At 72.1% G+C, this 18,055-nt stretch carries 17 protein-coding genes and 1 riboswitch; of the genes, 9 read left to right on the forward strand and 8 right to left on the reverse strand.

The window, feature by feature from the left end:
• Positions 1-18 precede the first annotated feature (18 nt).
• Entirely contained in the window at positions 19-1,758 is a 1,740-nt protein-coding gene (locus tag F9C41_RS25790) for a substrate-binding and VWA domain-containing protein (protein WP_155389418.1), read from the forward strand.
• A gap of 115 nt (positions 1,759-1,873) precedes the next feature.
• Here F9C41_RS25790 and F9C41_RS25795 read toward each other — a convergent pair whose 3' ends face one another.
• The gene (locus F9C41_RS25795) at positions 1,874-3,049 is read right to left on the reverse strand and encodes a chorismate-binding protein (protein ID WP_155389419.1); all 1,176 of its coding nucleotides are present in this window, start codon (positions 3,047-3,049) and stop codon (positions 1,874-1,876) included.
• A 208-nt stretch (positions 3,050-3,257) separates the two neighbouring features.
• On the opposite strand from F9C41_RS25795, the gene F9C41_RS25800 reads away from it, so the two are divergent.
• Positions 3,258-3,455 (forward strand): DUF5999 family protein, encoded by a 198-nt coding sequence (locus F9C41_RS25800; RefSeq protein WP_120321268.1) that lies wholly within the window; start codon positions 3,258-3,260, stop codon positions 3,453-3,455.
• Between the two features lie 122 nt (positions 3,456-3,577).
• Here the strand turns inward: F9C41_RS25800 and gcvP are convergent, their stop codons facing one another.
• From gcvP to F9C41_RS25815, 3 genes are all read right to left on the reverse strand, one after another.
• Positions 3,578-6,382 (reverse strand): aminomethyl-transferring glycine dehydrogenase, encoded by a 2,805-nt coding sequence (gcvP, locus tag F9C41_RS25805; RefSeq protein ID WP_155389420.1) that lies wholly within the window; start codon positions 6,380-6,382, stop codon positions 3,578-3,580.
• Positions 6,383-6,479: 97 nt separating this feature from the next.
• Positions 6,480-6,568, reverse strand: a riboswitch (glycine riboswitch).
• A gap of 96 nt (positions 6,569-6,664) precedes the next feature.
• On the reverse strand, positions 6,665-7,642 hold the full coding sequence (locus F9C41_RS25810; RefSeq protein ID WP_155389421.1) for a zinc-binding dehydrogenase: 978 nt from the start codon (positions 7,640-7,642) through the stop codon (positions 6,665-6,667).
• 58 nt (positions 7,643-7,700) lie between these two features.
• A complete protein-coding gene (locus tag F9C41_RS25815) occupies positions 7,701-8,921 on the reverse strand; it encodes a cysteine desulfurase-like protein (protein WP_155389422.1) in 1,221 nt (406 codons plus the stop codon).
• A gap of 176 nt (positions 8,922-9,097) precedes the next feature.
• On the opposite strand from F9C41_RS25815, the gene F9C41_RS25820 reads away from it, so the two are divergent.
• On the forward strand, positions 9,098-9,571 hold the full coding sequence (locus F9C41_RS25820; RefSeq protein WP_155389423.1) for a molybdenum cofactor biosysynthesis protein: 474 nt from the start codon (positions 9,098-9,100) through the stop codon (positions 9,569-9,571).
• Positions 9,572-9,578: 7 nt separating this feature from the next.
• Here F9C41_RS25820 and F9C41_RS25825 read toward each other — a convergent pair whose 3' ends face one another.
• Positions 9,579-10,307: an SDR family oxidoreductase gene (locus F9C41_RS25825; protein WP_155389424.1), complete on the reverse strand. Its 729-nt coding sequence runs from the start codon at positions 10,305-10,307 to the stop codon at positions 9,579-9,581.
• A gap of 103 nt (positions 10,308-10,410) precedes the next feature.
• On the opposite strand from F9C41_RS25825, the gene F9C41_RS25830 reads away from it, so the two are divergent.
• Positions 10,411-11,262 (forward strand): helix-turn-helix transcriptional regulator, encoded by an 852-nt coding sequence (locus F9C41_RS25830; protein WP_155389425.1) that lies wholly within the window; start codon positions 10,411-10,413, stop codon positions 11,260-11,262.
• Positions 11,263-11,275: 13 nt separating this feature from the next.
• Here F9C41_RS25830 and F9C41_RS25835 read toward each other — a convergent pair whose 3' ends face one another.
• Positions 11,276-11,686 (reverse strand): hypothetical protein, encoded by a 411-nt coding sequence (locus F9C41_RS25835; RefSeq protein ID WP_155389426.1) that lies wholly within the window; start codon positions 11,684-11,686, stop codon positions 11,276-11,278.
• Between the two features lie 195 nt (positions 11,687-11,881).
• Between F9C41_RS25835 and F9C41_RS25840 the strand changes: the two genes are divergently transcribed.
• The 5 genes from F9C41_RS25840 (at position 11,882) to F9C41_RS25860 (ending at position 16,645) form a co-directional block, all read left to right on the forward strand.
• Positions 11,882-12,463, forward strand: a complete 582-nt coding sequence (locus F9C41_RS25840) for a dihydrofolate reductase family protein (protein WP_155389427.1) — start codon at positions 11,882-11,884, stop codon at positions 12,461-12,463.
• A gap of 168 nt (positions 12,464-12,631) precedes the next feature.
• On the forward strand, positions 12,632-13,639 hold the full coding sequence (gene mgrA, locus F9C41_RS25845; protein WP_155389428.1) for an L-glyceraldehyde 3-phosphate reductase: 1,008 nt from the start codon (positions 12,632-12,634) through the stop codon (positions 13,637-13,639).
• Positions 13,639-14,334: a nucleotidyltransferase domain-containing protein gene (locus tag F9C41_RS25850; RefSeq protein ID WP_155389429.1), complete on the forward strand. Its 696-nt coding sequence runs from the start codon at positions 13,639-13,641 to the stop codon at positions 14,332-14,334. Before mgrA ends, F9C41_RS25850 begins: the two co-directional genes overlap by 1 nt.
• 59 nt (positions 14,335-14,393) lie before the next feature.
• Entirely contained in the window at positions 14,394-15,887 is a 1,494-nt protein-coding gene (locus F9C41_RS25855; protein WP_155389430.1) for an outer membrane protein assembly factor BamB family protein, read from the forward strand.
• Positions 15,884-16,645: a nucleotidyltransferase domain-containing protein gene (locus F9C41_RS25860; protein WP_155389431.1), complete on the forward strand. Its 762-nt coding sequence runs from the start codon at positions 15,884-15,886 to the stop codon at positions 16,643-16,645. Before F9C41_RS25855 ends, F9C41_RS25860 begins: the two co-directional genes overlap by 4 nt.
• Before the next feature lie 80 nt (positions 16,646-16,725).
• Here the strand turns inward: F9C41_RS25860 and F9C41_RS25865 are convergent, their stop codons facing one another.
• Positions 16,726-16,905, reverse strand: a complete 180-nt coding sequence (locus F9C41_RS25865) for a hypothetical protein (RefSeq protein WP_120315464.1) — start codon at positions 16,903-16,905, stop codon at positions 16,726-16,728.
• Between the two features lie 67 nt (positions 16,906-16,972).
• The gene (locus F9C41_RS25870; RefSeq protein ID WP_155389432.1) at positions 16,973-17,941 is read right to left on the reverse strand and encodes a CapA family protein; all 969 of its coding nucleotides are present in this window, start codon (positions 17,939-17,941) and stop codon (positions 16,973-16,975) included.
• Between the last annotated feature and the right edge of the window lie 114 nt (positions 17,942-18,055).

Consider the following 18,055-nt stretch of genomic DNA (forward strand, 5'->3'; position numbering starts at 1 on the left):
TCGAAAGCGGAGGCCCCGATGCCGAACGGCCGTAACTCCACGGTCCGATCGCACCGGCGCGGTGGTGGCCGTCGCCGCAGCATCGCGCCGTGGATCGTCATCCCGACGGCGCTCGTGCTGATCGGTTCCGGTGTGACCATCGGCTATGTGTACGTCATCAAGGACTCGTGCAGTGGCAGCACCGAGGCCACCGTCGTGGCCGCCCCGGGCACGGCCACCCTGCTGCGCTCCCTGGCCGGCAAGTGGGCCGAGACCAACCCGTCCGTCGACGGCGTCTGCGCCTCGGTGACGATCGGCGAGCAGGACACCGCGGCGACCGTGCGGGCGCTGACCCGCGAGTGGGACACGGCCGTCTCCGGCCCGGCTCCCGACGTGTGGGTCCCGCCGTCCAGCGCCTGGGTCAAGGCAGCCGCCGCGACCAGCGAGGCAGCCGACAAGGTACTGCCGGACCTGCTGCCGAGCGTGGCGCGTACACCCGTCGTCATCGCCATGCCGAAGGCCGCGGCCGAGAAGCTCGGCTGGCCCGACGCCAAGCTGGACTGGAAGGACCTGCTCGACAAGCTCGCGCAGGACGGCTCGGTCAAGGTCGGCATGAGCGACCCGGGAGCCTCGACCGCCGGTCTGCTGGCCCTGTCGGCGATCATCGACGCCGACGACAACACCGAGGTCGACCCCACCGAGCTGGGCCGCGTCTTCGCGCTGGAGCAGCGCATGGCGCTCTACAAGACCAGCACCGAGGAGCTGTTCGCCGAGTACGTCAGCAGCGGCGGCAAGTCGGTCAACGCGTTCCCGGCCCTGGAGCAGGACGTGGTGCGGCACAACACCGAGCACCCCGATCTGCCACTGGTGGCCGTCTACCCGCAGAACGCCACCACCGAGGCCGACAACCCGTACCTGGTGCTCAGGAACGCCGGCTGGACCAACCCGCAGCGCGTCGGCGCGGCCGAGGCGTTCCTGGGTTACCTGCGCGGCGACGCCGCCCGCAGCGAGGTGCAGAAGCTGGGCTACCGCGATTCCAACCGCCAGCCCGGCCCGCAGCTGTCCCCCGCCAACGGCGTGATCAGCAAGCTCACCGCGCTCCCCGGCGGCGTGCTGCTCACCGAGTCGATCACCAAGACCACGGAGACGTGGACGGCGCTCACCCGCCCCACCAACATGCTGCTGGTGCTCGACGTGTCGGGCTCCATGGGCGGCGTGGTGCGGGGCACCGACGGCCAGACCAAGCTCGACCTGACCAAGTCGGGCGCACAGGAAGCCGTCGACATGTTCGGCGACGACGCCCAGGTCGGCCTGTGGAGCTTCTCGTCCAAGCAGGCCGGCAACAAGGCGTACAAGGAGCTGGTCCCGCTCGGCAAGCTGACCGACGAGGTCGCCGGCAAGGCTCGCCGCGACCAGCTCACCGCCAAGCTCAAGAGCCTGGAGCCGGGCGGCGCGACCGGCATGTACGACACGGTGTGGGCGGCGTACCAGACCATGCAGAAGAACTTCGTGCCGGGTGCGACGAACATGATCGTGCTGCTCTCCGACGGCGCGGACGACGACCAGCTGCAGGGCCTCAAGCTCGACCAGCTCATCGAGAAGATGAAGGGCGCGGACAAGGAGCGCCCGGTCAAGGTGGTCACCATCGCCCTGGGCAAGCCGTCCAACAGCGATGCACTGGCCAAGATCTCGGCCGCCACGGGTGTCAGCACCTACAGCTCCGAGCGCTCGTACGACATCGGCAGCGTCCTGCGCGCCGCCATCTTCGACTACCAGTAACCAGCCGGGCGGCCCGCCGCTCCCCCTCGCGCAACTTTTGAAGACTCGCGGCCTCAGGACTGTCCTGAGGCCGCGAGTCTTTGGAAGTTGCGGACCATGGCCGGGCGGGTCTGGGTCAGATGAGGCCGTGCAGGGCGGCGCGGACGGGGGCGGCCTTGGCGGCGGCCTCGGCGACCTCGGCGGCGGGGTCGGAGTCGATGGTGATGCCGCCGCCGGCCCAGACGTGCAGCCGACGGCCGTCGGCGACGACCGTGCGGATGGTCAGGCCGAGGTCGATGCCGTCCGGGCCGATCCAGCCCAGCGCGCCCATGCTCGCCCCGCGGCCGACGGGTTCCAGGGCGGCGATCTCGCGCAGCGCGGCGAACTTGGGCGCGCCGGTGACCGAGCCGCCGGGGCAGATCGCCCGCAGCAGTTCCGCGAGGCCGGTGCCGGGGCGCAGCCGCGCACTCACCTCCGACTCGGCCTGCCACAGGTCGGCCCAGCGGCGTACGGCGAACAGCTCCGGCACCCGCACCGTCCCGGTCACCGCGACGTGGGACAGGTCGTTGCGCTGGAGGTCGACGATCATGATGTGCTCGGCGCGCTCCTTGGGCGAGCCGAGCAGGTCCGCCCGGCCCGCCTCGGTCGCGGGCGCGGTGCCCTTGATGGGCCGGGTGACGGCGTGCCCGCCGCGCACCTCGAGCAGGGTCTCCGGGGAGGCGCAGCCGATCGTCCAGCCGTCGCCTTGGAGGATCCCGGCGTACCGGGCACCGGGCAGCCGGGTCACCCGGCGCAGCGCGGGCAGCGGGTCGCCGTGGTACTCCGCGGCGGCATGGCCGACCATGTTGACCTGGTAAACGTCCCCTCGGGCGATCGCCTCGCGGACCGCCTGCACGGCCTCGGCATGGCGCGAAGGGCTCCAGGAGGGCCGCCACGGGCCGAGCCGCCACGCCCCCACCGTTCGGCCGAGGTCGCCACCCGAGGGCTCCTGGAGGCGTAGGTTTGCCCTGTGTTCGTAGACCACGACGACGACGTCCGGCACGGCCGGCGCGGGGCTGGGCGCCCCGAGGCAGCCGCCGATCATGGCGGCTCCGCCCGCCGCGGACACGAACAGCGCGGCGCCGCAGACCTCATGGGCCAGCCCCGCCAGCGACGGCCCGGACAGGTCGCCGACCGGCAGACCATGCCGGGCCAGGAAGTTCTCCACCAGCGTGGCCGGATCGCCCGGGTCGCCCACACGCCACTCCAGCCGGGAGCGTTCCCACGCCTGGTCACGGCAGGTCACCGGTATGCCGGGAATATCCCTGGCCATCCCGTGGGTGGGGGCTAGACCGACTGGCTTCATTCCGCTCGTCCGAAAGGTTGATATCTAGAAAGGCCCTGCGTTACCTGCTCGTAAAAGGCTCGTTCGGCTTGGTAGCGTGCGTCACTGTTGTGATCGACAGCACACCGGCGACGGACGGTCTCAGATCGAGCTTCCACCGCCACCACCCCTAACCGAATCGCGGAGAACCCCGATGTTGTGCCAGCACCAACCGGTCTGCCCCTCAGCCGACGCGATCGACCACGACGCCGCAAAGGTCGTCGCGTCCTTCCCTGAGCAGGGCTGGAGCCTGCTCTGCAACGGCGTCATCGTCTTCGAGGACACCGGCGAGCTGCTCCCCGACGGGTCGAGCATCGCCCCGCACCGCGGTCCCGCGGTGCACGCCATGGCCTGACCCTAACGGCGAGGACCAGGGGGCGCGACGAAGCGCCCCGAAGATCATCTCATTGTCACACCCGCCGAGCCGGCCCGAAGCCCGCGTCGTAGGACGCCTCCCCGGGCCGGCGGCAGCAGACCTCAGGCGAACGCCTCCGGCGGCGGGCACGAGCAGACCAGGTTCCGGTCCCCGAACGCGCCGTCGATGCGCCGGACCGGCGGCCAGTACTTTCCAGCGCGCTCCGACGCGCTCACCAGACCCGGGTAGGCCGCGACCGTTCGCGGGTAGGCGTGCTCCCAGGAGTCACCGGTCACCATCGACGCCGTGTGCGGCGCATTGACCAGCGGGTTGTCCCCGGCCGGCCACTCCCCCGCGCCCACCTTGTCGATCTCGCGACGGATCGAGATCATCGCGCTCACGAAGCGGTCCAGCTCGCCCAGGTCCTCGCTCTCGGTCGGCTCCACCATCAGGGTGCCGGCGACCGGGAACGACATCGTCGGCGCGTGGAAGCCGTAGTCGATCAGGCGCTTGGCCACGTCGTCCACCGTCACGCCGGTGGCCTTGGTGATCGGCCGCAGGTCGAGGATGCACTCGTGGGCCACCAGGCCCTTGTTGCCGCTGTAGAGCACCGGGTAGTGGTCGCGCAGGCGGGCCGCCACGTAGTTGGCCGCCAGCACCGCGGTGCCGGTCGCGGCCGCCAGCCCATCGGGGCCCATCATGCGCAGGTACGCCCACGGGATGGGCAGGATGCCGGCGCTGCCGTGCGGGGCCGCGCTGATCGCCGACACGTCCGAGCTGCCCGGCAGGAACGGGGCCAGGTGCGCGCGCACGGCCACCGGGCCGACGCCGGGGCCGCCGCCGCCGTGCGGGATGCAGAACGTCTTGTGCAGGTTCAGGTGCGACACGTCCGCGCCGAACTTGCCCGGCTTGGCGAAGCCGACCAGCGCGTTGAGGTTCGCGCCGTCGACGTACACCTGGCCGCCGGCCTCGTGCACCTTGGCGCACAGCGAGGCGATGCCGGTCTCGTACACGCCGTGCGTCGACGGGTAGGTGACCATGATCGCGGCGAGGTCGTCGCGGTGCTTCTCGATCGCCCGGTCCAGGTCGACCAGGTCCACGTTGCCCGAGTCGTCGCAGGCCACCACGACCACGCGCATGCCGGCCATCACCGCGCTGGCCGCGTTGGTGCCGTGCGCGCTGGACGGGATCAGGCAGACGTCACGGTGGACCTCGCCGTTGGCGCGGTGGTAGGCCCGGATCGCCAGCAGGCCGGCCAGCTCGCCCTGGGACCCGGCGTTCGGCTGCACGCTGACCGCGTCGTACCCGGTGAGCTCGGCCAGCCAGGTCTCCAGCTGCCCGATCAGGTCGCGGTAGCCGGCCGTCTGGTGCTCCGGCGCGAAGGGGTGCAGCTGCCCGAACTCGGGCCAGGTGACGGCCTCCATCTCGGTGGTGGCGTTGAGCTTCATGGTGCACGAGCCCAGCGGGATCATGCCCCGGTCCAGCGCGTAGTCCAGGTCGGACAGGCGGCGCAGGTAGCGCAGCATGGCCGTCTCGCTGTGGTGGCTGGAGAACACCTCGTGGGTCAGGAACTCGGTGTCGCGGGCCAGCGCCGCCGGGATCGCGGTGGCCTGGCGCGGCTCGGCCAGCGCCACGCCGAACGCGGCGCAGACCGCCTTGAGGTGCGCGACCGTGGTGGTCTCGTCGCAGGAGACGCTCACCCGGTCGGCGTCGACCAGGCGCAGGTTGATCCCGTCGCGCTCGGCCGCGGCGACCACGGTCTGCGCGCGTCCCGGCACGACCGCGGTTACGGTGTCGAAGAAGGCGGTGTGCGCGACCTCGACGCCGCCGGTGAGCAGGCTGACCGCCAGGCGGCTCGCGCTCTCGTGGGCGTGGCGCGCGATCTTCCGCAGGCCGTCCGGGCCGTGGTAGACGGCGTACATGCTGGCCATGACGGCGAGCAGCACCTGCGCGGTGCAGATGTTGCTGGTCGCCTTCTCGCGCCGGATGTGCTGCTCGCGGGTCTGCAGGGCGAGCCGGTAGGCGCGGGTGCCATCGGCGTCCTTGGAGACGCCCACCAGGCGGCCGGGCAGCGAGCGCTCCAGGCCGGTGCGCACCGCGAGGTAACCGGCGTGCGGGCCGCCGAAGCCCATCGGCACGCCGAAGCGCTGGGCGCTGCCGCAGGCGATGTCGGCGCCGATGCTGCCCGGAGCGCGGACCAGGGTCAGCGCCAGCAGGTCGGCGGCCACGGAGACCAGGGCCTGGCGGGCGTGCGCCGCCTCGATCAGGGCGGCGTGGTCGCGCAGCGCGCCGGACGCGCCCGGGTACTGCAGCTGCAGGCCGAAGAACTGCTCGGGCAGCTCCTCGGTGTCCAGGTCGACGATCCGCACCTCGATGCCGAGCGGCTCGGCCCGGGTCGTGATCACGTCGATGGTCTGCGGCAGCGTGTCCGCGTCGACGACGAACACGTCGCTCTTGCTCTTCGACGACCGGCGGGCCAGCGTCATCGCCTCGGCGGCGGCGGTGCCCTCGTCGAGCATCGAGGCGTTCGCGGTGGCCAGGCCGGTCAGGTCGGTGACCACGGTCTGGAAGTTGAGCAGGGCCTCCAGCCGGCCCTGGCTGATCTCCGGCTGGTACGGCGTGTAGGCCGTGTACCAGGCCGGGCTCTCCAGCACGTTGCGCTTGATCACGCCGGGCACGTGGGTGCCGTAGTAGCCCAGGCCGATCATGGAGGTGGCCACGGTGTTGCGGGCGGCGAAGGCGCGCAGCTCGGCGATGGTCTCCGCCTCGGTGGCGGCGGCGGGCAGGTCCAGCGCGCCGTGCCAGCGGATCACCTCGGGGATGGCGGCGTCCATCAGCTCCTCGATCGAGGAGTAGCCGACGGCGTCGAGCATGCGCTCGGTCTGCTCAGAACCGGGACCGATGTGACGGTCTACGAAGGCGCTCATGTGAGACTCCGGGGTCGAGGACTATGGAAGTCCTCCCCCTCTGTCACGGACGACGCTCGTGAGCCTCGCCACGGCGGTCGCGCCGCTCCAGAGTCGCCATGCCCGTGTGGTCCGGGTGCCTGAGAGGTTCCGGGGAGGAATTGCCCCTTCGGCGCCGCTTTACGCGGACTCTCCCACACGGGTGTGCCGGCACTGCCCACGCTACCAGCACGTGTGTTCCGGCACCGTAACCCAGGCCACTCACACCCCCATGTCGATTCCCACCGCCGCCCCTCCCCTGCGTCAGGGCAGGAGGACGACCTTGCCGGTGGTGGCGCGGGTTTCCAGGGCGGTGTGGGCGCGGGCAGCCTCGGCGAGCGGGAACGTGGTGATCGCCGGGGTGAACCAGCCCTCGGCGGCGTCGCGCAGGGCCTGCTCCTCCAGCGGGCGCAGGCCGCCGGTGACCTTCATCATGGCCGGGCCGATCGCCGAGGAGGCGACGATGCCGCGGGCGTACAGGTCCTGCGTAGTGAGCTGGGTCGGCGTCCCCGCCGAACCGCCGAAGATCAGGAAGCGGCCCAGCGGGGCGAGCAGTTCCAGGGCCGCACGGCCCTCCGTGCCGCCGACGCCGTCGAGCACCACGGTCAGGTCCCGGTCGCCGAGCTCGGCGCGCACCTTCTCGGCCCAGCCGGGCTCGCGGTAGTCGGCGGCGATATCGGCCCCGTTGCGCTGCACCAGGGCCACCTTGTCGGGCCCGCCCGCCGCGCCGACGGTCAGCGCCCCGGCCCGCTGCGCCGCCTGCACCAGCAGCGTGCCCAGGCCCCCGGCCGCGCCGGTGACGAGCACCGCGTCACTCTCGCGCAGCTGCGCCAGGCGCAGCACGCCCACCGCGGTCCGGCCCGTTCCGATCATCGCCACGGCGGCCGGGGCGGTCAGCGGCTCGGGGATCTCGTGCAGGGAGGCGACGGCGGCGACCGCTCGCGAGGCGTACCCGCCGCTGATCATGCCCAGGTGCGCGACCACCCGCCGACCCTGCCAGGCCGGGTCGACGCCCGGCCCGGTGCCGCCCACCCGGCCGGCGACCTCCCGGCCCGGGGTCATCGGCAGCCGCGGCGGCGGGAACGGCCCGGGGGTGCCGGAGCGGATCGTGGTGTCGATGAGGTGCACCCCGGCCGCCTCGACCTCGATCAGCACCTGCCCCTCGCCGGGAATCGGGTCGGGGACCTGCTCGTAGCGCAGGTTCTCGGCCGGGCCGAACTCGTACTGCCGGATGGCGTGCATGATCGCTCCTGGTGTGCGTCGGATGCCGACGACGCTAGAAGCTCAAGCACACTCGAAGTCAAGCTCCGGCGGCCTGTTTCGCCAGCGCGCGGACCGCGTCGAGGAGCACGTCCACGTCCTCGGCGGTCGTGTAGTGGTAGATGCCCGCCCGCACCGCGCCGCCGGACTCGCGCAGGCCCATCGTGTGGAAGTACTCCCACGCGTAGTAGTCCCCGGCGAAAGCGCAGATCCCGGCGTCGCCGAGCAGCCGGGACGTCTCGGCCGGGTGCTGGCCGCCGATCCGGAACGACACCGTCGGGCACCGATCGGCCGGGGCCGCGCACAGGGACACACCGTCGATCGCGGCGAGCCCGTCGACGAGCCGGGCGAACAGGTCCGCCTCGTAGTCGCGTACCGCGGCCAGCGACGCCAGCAGGCGCTCGCGCCGGGTGCCGGTCGCGGCCGGGTCCAGGCTCGCGAGGTGGTCGACGGCGGCGGTGACTCCGGCCAGGGACGCGAAGCTCGGCGTGCCGAACTCGAACCGCTCCGGCACCGCGTCGCTGGACGGGCGCAGCTTCGCCGGGAACATCCCGGCCCACAGCGCCGGGTCGGCGACGCAGGCAGCCAGGTGCGGCCCGGACCACTTGTACGCGCTGGTCACGTAGAAGTCCGCGCCGAGCGCGACGACGTCGGTCGGCTGGTGCGGCGTCGCGTGGACCCCGTCGACGAACACCAGCGCGCCCGCGGCGTGCGCCAGCGCGGCGATGGCGGCGACATCGGGCCGGGTGCCGATCGCGTTGCTGCCCGCGGTCACCGCGACCAGCCGGGTCGCCTCGTTGATCAGGTCCCGGTACTGGTCGGTCGGCAGCTCCCCGGTCGCCGGGTCGAACTCGGCCCAGACCACCGTCGCGCCCTGCTCCTCGGCCACCTGCACCCACGGGCGCACATTCGAGTCGTGGTCCAGCCGCGACACGACGACCTCGTCGCCCGGGCCCCACGACTGCGCCAGCGTGCGCGCGACCAGGTAGACCAGCGACGTCGCGCTGTTGCCGAACACCACCCCGGCCGGGTCCGCCCCGAGCAGGTCGGCGACCGCGCGGCGGGCGTCGGCGACGATGCCGATCGCGCGGCGGCCGGGCGCGAACGCGTCGCTGCGGTTGGCCACCGCGCCGCGGTAGACGGCGTCGACCGCCACCGCGACCGGCTCCGCGACCAGCGAACCCGCGGCCGCGTCGAAGTGCCGGAAACCCTCACCCAACGCCGGGTATGCAGCGCGAGCCCGCGCGATGTCGAACGCCATGCCGGCCACCCTAACCGCCCCGCCCGCCCCCGTCATGATCCAAACGGCCGGTCGGGGTGCTGCACTTTCGGGGAAAGCGCAGGAACCGGCGACCCGATTGCTGCACTTTCCCCGAAGCAGCAGCTCCGCCACGTCGACGGCGGGGAGGTCTGCCGGGTGGTTCGTAGGATGGGGGCGTGGCGGAGATCGTGCAGTTGCTGGCCTCGCCGGTGCGGCGGTTTCAGGGGCGGCCGACCGACGGGCCGTCGCCCGCGCCGCCGGACGAGCTGGTCGAGCACGTGCGGGTCCGGGCGCAGCTCGGTATCGTCGGCGACCGGTACTTCGGCCGGCAGGCCCACCGGGATGCCAGCATCACCGTGATCGCGCAGGAGTCGCTGCCGCCCGGCGCGGACCTGACCCACGTTCGGCGCAACATCCTGACCAGCGGCATCGCCGTCGACGACCTGGTCGGCTCGGTGCTGGTGCTGGACTCCGGGGACGGGCCGGTGCGGCTGCGCGTCAACCGGCCCGCGAACCCCTGCGCCTGGATGGACGTGATGATCGCCCCCGGCGCGTGGCGGGCCCTGCGCGGCCGCGGCGGCATCCGCTGCACCCCACTCGACGACGGCATCCTGCGCGTCGGCCCGGTCCAGTACTCGATCGCCGGCTGACCGGTCGTCACCAGGGTTCGGCGCCGTCCTCGCTGAAGAAGCCCGCCGTCGGGCCGTCCTCGGGCAGCGTCGCCAGCCGCACCGCGACGGCCGCACCCTGCGCCGGGGTACGCGGTCCGGCGTGCCCGTTGAGGTCCGTGGCGCAGTAGCCCGGATCGGCCGCGTTCACCTTGACCGCCGTACCCCGCAGCTCGTTGGCGAAGGCCACGGTGACCGCGTTCAGCGCGCTCTTCGACGCGTTGTACGCCAGCAGCGGGAACGGCGCGTACGGGCCGTCCGGATCACTGGTCAGCGTCAGTGAGCCCAGCCCGCTGGACAGGTTGACGATCCGCCCCGCCGGAGCCCGCCGCAGCAGCGGCAGCAGCGCGTTGGTCACCCGCACCACGGCGTACACGTTGGTGGCGAAGGTCCGCTCCAGCACCTCCACCGGCATCGTGCTCGGCCGCTGACCGCGCTCGAGCAGGATGCCCGCGTTGTTGACCAGGGCGTCGAGCCGTCCGTGCACCAGCTCGATCCGTGCCGCGGCGGCCGACACCGACACCGGGTCGGTCACGTCCAGCTCCAGCGCCGTCGCGGTGATCCCCTCCGCGGCCAGCTTCTCCGCCGCGGCCGCGCCCCGCGCCGCGTCCCGCGACCCGACCAGCACCGTCACCCCGGCCAGGCCGAGCCCCCGCGCGATCTCGTACCCGATTCCCTTGTTGGCCCCCGTCACGAGGGCGATCTTCGGTTCGCTCATGCCGCCGAGCCTGCGGCGTTTCCGCCGCCGTGAGGAGAGCACGGCGCATCCAGGGATCGGCGGTCCCTGGATGGGCGGCGTAAGCCCGGCGCATGATGGCGGCATGGATCGCCGCCAGCTCGCCGAGTTCCTGCAGAGCCGACGCGCCCGCGTGCAGCCCGGCGACGTGGGGCTGCCCGCCGGGACCCGGCGCCGCACCCCCGGCCTGCGGCGCGAGGAGGCAGCCCGGCTCGCCGGCATCTCCGTCGACTACTACACCCGGCTGGAGCAGGCACGCGGGCCGCGCCCGTCCCGCCAGGTGCTGTCCGCGCTGGCCCGCGCGCTGCGACTGTCCGACGACGAGCGCGCCCACCTGTACCACCTGGTCGGCGAGCTGCCCGCGCCGCCGACCGGCCCGAGCCCCGACGTGCCCGCGGGCATCCTGCACCTGCTGGACCGGCTCGACGACACGCCCGCCTACGTCATCGACGTCAAGTACGAGATCCTGGCCTGGAACCCGATGGCCGCCGCCCTGCTCGGCGACCCGACGACGTGGCCGCCCGGCCGCCGCAACATGGTGTGGAACATGTTCGGCAGCGAGCTGAGCGCCATCGCGCTGGCCGACCCGCAGTCGTCCGCGTTCGCCGACGAGTGCGTCGCCGAGCTGCGCGCGGCCGCCGCCCAGTACCCCCGGGACCCCGGCATCCACGGCCTGATCGCCCGGCTGCGCGCGGCCAGCCCGGAGTTCGTCCGGCGGTGGGAGCAGCTGCGGGTGTACGTGCGGCGCGGCTCGACCACCAAGCAGGTCCGCCATGCCGTGGTCGGCGAGCTGACCCTGGAGTGCGAGGTGCTGGACGTCGCCGGGCACGGGCAGCGCCTGATCGTCTACACGGCCGCGCCCGGCAGCCCGACCGCCGAGGCGCTGAAGCTGCTCGGCGTCGTCGGCACCCAGTGGCCGGCGGATCATCTCGCCTGAATCCGCCAGGCGATCACGGCTTGGGCTTGCCGTCCTTGGACGGGCCCATGGTCACGCACCAGCGGCCGTCGCAGTCCTGGAGCCAGATCGTCGTGCGGTACGGCGCGCCGTCGAGAGTCCCCGACAGCTCCGCGGCCTTGGTCGCGTCGGACTCCGTGTCGGCGATCTTCGACTGGGTGACGGTCAGCGCAGGTCCGCCGAGTTGTGCCAGCCTGCTGTCGATCTCGGCCGCGGCGTCGCTGCGCGGATGGGCGAGCAGGCGCAACCGGGCTCGGTCCTCGGCGTGGAGCGCGGCCACGTACTCGGTGACTGCCGCCTCCGGTGTCGCCTGGCCGGGGGTGTCGCGCGTGGCCAGGAAGACCCCGACGGCGATCACGATCCCCACGGCCGCGATGAAGGCGGCCACCGCGGTTCTGGACCTCATACCCGGGGAGCATAGGGCGGTCCATCCACATCGGTCGAGAGCACCGAGGCGCTGAAGCTGCTCGTGCCGTCGGGATCCGGTGGCGGGCCGACCCAGTCGCCTGGACTCCGGCCGGCTGTCGATCCTGCGGCCGCTCGTTCGTATAGGGGGTGACGGGCCGGCATGGAACCGGCCGCCGCCGGGCAGGAGAGATGCATGCGCAAGCTGATGGTCATCGAGTTCGTGACGCTGGACGGGGTCATGCAGGGCCTCGGATCGCCCGACGAGGACCGCGACGGCGGTTTCGAACACGGCGGCTGGTCCGCGCCGTACTTCGACGAGACCCAGGCGTCGGCCGCGGGCGAAGGGCGCAAGGACACCACGGCGTACCTGTTCGGGCGGCGGACCTACGAGAAGATGGCCGCGTTCTGGCCCACCCAGCCGGACTCGAACCCGATGGCCGCACACCTCAACGCGACCCCGAAGTACGTGGCGACACGTACCCTGACCAGCCTCGACTGGCCGAACGCGCGAGTGCTCGACGGTGAACTGGTTCCGGCCGTGCAGCGCCTGAAGGCCGAAGGCGACGGTGTGATCGCCGTGCTGGGCAGCGGGGTCCTGGTGCAGGAGCTGATCGCCGCCGACCTCGTCGAGGGCTACCGGCTGTTCCTGCACCCCCTGCTGCTGGGCACCGGCAAGCGGCTGTTCCGCGAGCTGCCCCGCCCGCAGCGGCTGCGCCTCGTCGACTCCACCCCGACCAGCACCGGCGTACTCATGCTCGGCTACGACGTGGCCTGACAGCTCAAGCAGCAGGGACAGGCGGCACGGCCGCCCCGAGCTACCTCGCAGTTTCGGGGAAACTGCAGCAATCGCCGCCGCGGTGGGTGCAGTTTCCCCGAAACTGCCGGGCCACGAGACCGTGGGCACGCCGGAGGCGGGATCTTGGTGGCTACTAGGGTGGTCCGTATGACGTACGTGGCAGACCCGAAGCGATACGACTCCATGATCTACCGGCGCAGCGGCCGCAGCGGGCTGAAACTGCCCGCGATCTCGCTGGGGCTGTGGCACAACTTCGGCCATGAGCGTCCGTGGGACCGCCAGCGCGACATCGTGCGCCGCGCCTTCGACCTCGGCGTGACCCACTTCGACCTGGCCAACAACTACGGCCCGCCGCCGGGCGCGGCCGAGGAGAACTTCGGCCGGATGCTGGCGACCGACCTGAAGCCCTACCGCGACGAGCTGGTCATCGCGACGAAGGCCGGCTACGACATGTGGCCGGGCCCGTACGGCGAGTGGGGTTCGCGCAAGTACCTGACCGCCTCGCTGGACCAGTCGCTGCAGCGCATGGGCCTGGACTACGTCGACGTCTTCTACTCGCACCGCTTCGACCCGGACACCCCGCTGGAAGAGACTATGGGCGCGCTGGACGCGGCCGTGCGCGCGGGCAAGGCGTTGTACGTCGGCATCTCGTCGTACACCTCGGCGCAGACGCGTGAGGCCGCGGCGATCCTGAAGTCGCTCGGCACGCCGCTGCTGATCCACCAGCCGTCGTACTCGATGATCAACCGCTGGACCGAGCGCGACCAGTTGCTCGACACCCTCGAAGAGGTCGGCGCGGGCTGCATCTCGTTCTCGCCGCTGGCCCAGGGCCTGCTGACCGACCGCTACCTGCAGGGCGTGCCCGCGGACTCGCGCATCCGCACCAGCCGCTTCCTCAACGAGGACGCGCTGACCCCGAGCAACCGGGTGAAGGTCGAGGGCCTCAACGCGATCGCCAAGCGGCGCGGGCAGTCCCTCGCCCAGCTGGCGCTGGCCTGGGCGCTGCGCGACGAGCGGATGACCAGCCTGGTCATCGGCGCGTCCAGCGTGGCCCAGCTGGAGAACAACATCGCCGCGCTGGGCAACCTCGACTTCGCCGCCGAGGAGCTGACCGAGATCGACCAGTTCGCCACCGAGGCGGAGATCGTCGTCTAGTGCTCGACGATCACCGGCTCGTCACCGAGCACAGCATCCTGTCGGTGGTGGTGGGCTCGCGGGCGTACGGCCTCGCGGGCCCCGCCTCCGACACCGACCGCCGCGGCGTGTTCGTCGCGCCCACGAGACTGTTCTGGGGCCTGGACAAACCGCCCACGCACGTGGACGGCCCGGCCGAGGAGCAGTTCTCGTGGGAGGTCGAGCGGCTGTGCACGCTCGCCCTGACGGCGAATCCGACGGTGCTGGAGTGCCTGTGGTCGCCGCTGGTCGAGCTGCGCACGCCGACCGGCGAGCGGCTGCTCGCGGTCCGCGGGGCGTTCCTGTCGAGCCGCGCGGCGGAGACCTACGGCCGGTATGCCGCCGACCAGTTCGCCAAGCTGCGCGCGCATCGCGAGCGCACCGGCGACGTGCGCTGGAAGCAGGCCATGCACATGCTGCGGCTGCTGCGGGCCGGGGCGCATGTGCTGCGGACCGGCGAGGTGCTGGTCGACGTGTCCGACGAGCGCGACCTGCTGCTGTCGGTCAAGCGCGGCGAGGTGCCGTTCACCGAGGTCTCGGCGCTGGCCGAGGCCCGCTCCGCGGACCTGGCCAAGGCGGCGGCCGACACCGTGCTGCCGGCCGGGCCGGACCGGGCCGCGGTGGAGAAGTTCCTGCTGGGGGTACGCGAGGACGGGCTGGACTCGGCCGTTCGGTGACGACGGCGGCCGATCGGGTGGCCTTACGGCGGCGTATCAGCGTTGTGGATACTTGCCCGGTGACCAGACCCCTCGGCCGCCGCCTCGCGCTGCTCTGCGCCGCGCTCATCGCCACGACCGCCGCCGCCTGCGACTCCGCGCCCGACGACCCGGCGTTCGTGCCGCCGAGTGCCGCCGCGTCGGCCTCGACGGCGCCCGAACCGGCCCCGGCCGCGTTCGCCGGCTGGCACGACCCCGCGCAGACCGGCAAGCCGTGGGGTGACAAGGTCAAGGGCCTGCTGACGTTCCGGGGCAACCCGACGCGCACGTTCCACGGCTCCGGGCCGCTCCCGAAGACCAAGCCCGAGGAGCTGTGGCGCTTCCCGAAGACGGGCAACATGTGCCGGCCGTCGGTCGACGAGCACGGCGAGCGGATCTGGTGCGGCATGGGCTGGACCGGCCAGCCCGCGGTGTTCGAGCGCGACGGCAAGACCTGGATCGTGTTCGGGGCGTACGACGGCAAGGTGCACTTCCTCGACGCCACCAACGGCGAGCGGATCCTGCCCGACTTCACCACCAACGACATCATCAAGGGCTCGGTGACCATCGACCCGGACGGCTTCCCGCTGGTCTACACCGGTTCGCGCGACGACTACTTCCGCATCATCGCGATCGACGGCGACAAGCCCAAGGAGCTGTGGAAGCTCTCGGCGTACGCGGTGAAGCCGACGCTGTGGAACAACGACTGGGACAGCTCGGCGATCATCATCGACGACTACCTGTTCGAGGGCGGCGAGAACAGCCAGTTCCACATCGTGAAGCTCAACCGGGGCTACGACGCCAACGGCAAGGTCACCGTCAACCCGAAGCTGATCTGGAACACCCCGAGCTGGGACGAGAAGCTGATCAAGGAGGCCGGGCACAAGACGTTCTCGGTGGAGAACTCGGTCAACGTCTCCGGCAACACCATCTACTTCGCGAACTCGGCGGGCCTCGTGCAGGGCTGGGACATCAGCGGGCTCAAGAGCGGCCAGAAGCCCAAGCGGGTGCTGCGCTTCTGGACCGGCGACGACACCGACGGCTCGATCGTCTCCGACGAGCAGGGCATGCTGTACGTCGGCTCGGAGTACGAGAAGAAGAACGCCCGGTCCAAGACGGTCGGGCAGCTGATGAAGCTCGACCCGAGCAAGCCCGACGACCCGCTGGTCTGGAAGATCGACGAGCGCAACGGCGGCACGTACAGCACCGCGGCGCTGCACAAGGACGTCGTCATCTTCGGCACGCACGCGATGGACCTGGTCGGCGTGGACCGCGAGACGGGCAAGGAGCGCTGGCGGCAGCACGTGCCGGGGATGGGCCACGGCTCGCCGGTCATCGTCGACGACGTGCTGGTCATCGGCGACTGCAACGCCGGTTGGCTGTACGCCTACGACGTCGCCGACACCTCGGTCGCGCCGAAGCTGCTGTGGAAGGTCAAGCCGGGCGCCTGCATCGAGTCGACGCCCGCGGTCTGGAACGGCGTGATCTACGTCGGCACCCGGGCCGGGCAGCTGCACGCCCTCGCGCTGCGATGACGGTCACCATCCCGGACTGGACCGGCCAGGTCGCCGACGAGCAGCCGTACCCGCTGGTCTTCGCGACCGTCAGCGGCGCGCACCTGTACGGCTTCGCCTCGGTCGACTCCGACGTGGACCTGCGCGGGGCGCACCTGCTGCCCGCCGCGGAGCTGGTCGGGCTGCGGCACGGCCCGGCGACGATCAACCACATCGGCGACCGGCACGGCGTGGAGCTCGACCTGGTCACCCACGACCTGGCCAAGTGCGCCAAGCTGCTGCTCGGCCGCAGCGGCGACGTGCTGGAGCAGGTCACCTCGCCGCTGGTGGTGCGCAGCACGCCGCTGCACGCCGAGCTGCTGTCGCTGGTGCCGGGCTGCCTCAACGCCGGGTACGCCGATCACTACCTGGGCTTCTCGATCTCGTCGGAGAAGCTGTTCGCGAGCACCGGCAAGCTCAAGCCCGCGCTGTACCTGCTGCGGGTGCTGGCGACCGGCCTGCACCTGATGCGCACCGGCGAGGTCGTGGCCGACCTGACCCTGCTGCACGAGGACGCGAAGCTGCCGTACGTGCCCGAGCTGATCGCGGCCAAGCGGCAGGGTGAGCACCGGCGGCTCGGCGTCGACCCCGGCCTGCCCGGCCCGGAGCACATCCTCGCTGACACGTACCGGCTGCGCGAGCAGCTCCGTGAGGCGAAGGCGGCGACCGGGCTGCCCGCGTCGCCGACCGCCCAGGACGCGCTGCACGACCTGATCGTGCGCGCCCGTCTCGGCCGCTGACCGAAGGCAGAAAAGGGCCCGCCTGCGCCCCTGACCGGCGCAGGCGGGCGTTCATGGGCCCGCATGAGGCGGGCCGGGTGTTACCGGCGGCGCCAGTTGCGGCCGCGCACGGCGGCGGCGAAGCCGGCCAGGTGCAGCGCGACGAACAGGAAGCCCAGCAGGGTCAGCGTGCCGACGGTGAACAGCGGCTCGACGCCCTCGCCGAGCAGGTCGAGCAGCAGGGCGAGCCCGAAGCAGATCGCGGCGATGATGGCGAACATCGAAACTCCAGTTATGTCAGAGGGGTTGCCTGACACTGGGATGTCCACATGCGCATGAGCGCAAACCTCAGCGCAGCGCCACCAGCAGTCGGCCCTGGTCGGTGACGGTCACCTGGGTGCCCAGCTCCGCGCAGGCCTTGCCGAACCGCCACCCGATCCACTCCGCCTCGTGCGGCGCGGCGGGCCGGGTGCGGGTGAAGTCCAGCGCCAGCGGCACCGCCTCGACCGACACCGGCCCCTGCTCGTCGATGGTGACCTCGAACAGCAGCCCGAGGTCGTTGCGCAGGCCGGGATCGACGGCGTAGTCGTCGACGAAGTCGCCGAGGTCGTACAGCACCGGCCCGTGCACGCCGTGGAACACGTGCGCCGAGTGCCCGGCCACCAGCGTCGCCCCGGCCGCCAGCAACTGCGTCGCGGCCTCGCGTACGTGCCCGACCGGGCCGCTGGTCATGTTCGGCCCCCAGTGCGGGGTCACCAGCGCCACGTCGACCTGCGCCGCCATCTCGCCGACCAGCGCGGTCAGCCAGTCCGGCACGCCGTGCCGCAGGTCGGCGAAGGCCACCCCGGGGCAGTCCTCGGTCGCCGCGTAGTCCTGCGGGTGGTCGGTGACCCCGAGCACGCCGACGCGTACGCCGTCCGCCTCCAGCAGCCGCCACGCCCGCGCCCGAGCCTGGTCGGGACCCGCGCCCACCACGGCGACCCCGACCCGCTCCAGGTGGTCCAGGGTGTCGGCGAGCGCGACCGGTCCGAAGTCCAGGGCGTGGTTGTTGGCCAGGGTCACGCAGTCCACGCCCAGCCACGCCAGCAGGCCCGCGGCGCGGGGCGGGGCGCGGAAGAAGAACGGCTTGCCGGGCGCGGGCCACGGCTCGCCGCGCTCGGAGATGCAGCACTCCAGGTTGACCACGCACAGGTCCGCGGCGGCGGTGAGCTGCTGCACCTGTTCGGCGAAGATCTCCTCGTACGCCGCGTGGCCGAGGGTGAGCCGGTCCCCTACGGACCGGCCGAGCATCGTGTCCCCCGCCAGCACGAGCTTCACGCCCTCATTGTGCTCCTCTCGCGATCTTGTGGGCTCGCATACTCCTCGAAATCCGGCTGTTCGGACAAGATTCCTGACAGTGGGCGCGGCGAGGGATGATGGGGGCACAGGAGG

It is taken from the genome of Catellatospora paridis (genome assembly GCF_009720365.1).
In the GTDB taxonomy this organism is placed as follows: Bacteria; Actinomycetota; Actinomycetes; order Mycobacteriales; family Micromonosporaceae; genus Catellatospora; species Catellatospora paridis.

Coding starts and splice junctions, on each gene's coding strand:
- gcvP (WP_155389420.1), bottom strand. CDS start 6,382: ATGAGCGCCTTCGTAGACCGTCACATCGGTCCCGGTTCTGAGCAGACC.
- F9C41_RS25840 (WP_155389427.1), top strand. CDS start 11,882: ATGCGCAAGCTGATGGTCATCGAGTTCGTGACGCTGGACGGGGTCATG.
- F9C41_RS25790 (WP_155389418.1), top strand. CDS start 19: ATGCCGAACGGCCGTAACTCCACGGTCCGATCGCACCGGCGCGGTGGT.
- F9C41_RS25815 (WP_155389422.1), bottom strand. CDS start 8,921: ATGGCGTTCGACATCGCGCGGGCTCGCGCTGCATACCCGGCGTTGGGT.
- F9C41_RS25810 (WP_155389421.1), bottom strand. CDS start 7,642: ATGCACGCCATCCGGCAGTACGAGTTCGGCCCGGCCGAGAACCTGCGC.
- F9C41_RS25825 (WP_155389424.1), bottom strand. CDS start 10,307: ATGAGCGAACCGAAGATCGCCCTCGTGACGGGGGCCAACAAGGGAATC.
- mgrA (WP_155389428.1), top strand. CDS start 12,632: ATGACGTACGTGGCAGACCCGAAGCGATACGACTCCATGATCTACCGG.
- F9C41_RS25835 (WP_155389426.1), bottom strand. CDS start 11,686: ATGAGGTCCAGAACCGCGGTGGCCGCCTTCATCGCGGCCGTGGGGATC.
- F9C41_RS25830 (WP_155389425.1), top strand. CDS start 10,411: ATGGATCGCCGCCAGCTCGCCGAGTTCCTGCAGAGCCGACGCGCCCGC.
- F9C41_RS25865 (WP_120315464.1), bottom strand. CDS start 16,905: ATGTTCGCCATCATCGCCGCGATCTGCTTCGGGCTCGCCCTGCTGCTC.
- F9C41_RS25795 (WP_155389419.1), bottom strand. CDS start 3,049: ATGGCCAGGGATATTCCCGGCATACCGGTGACCTGCCGTGACCAGGCG.
- F9C41_RS25860 (WP_155389431.1), top strand. CDS start 15,884: ATGACGGTCACCATCCCGGACTGGACCGGCCAGGTCGCCGACGAGCAG.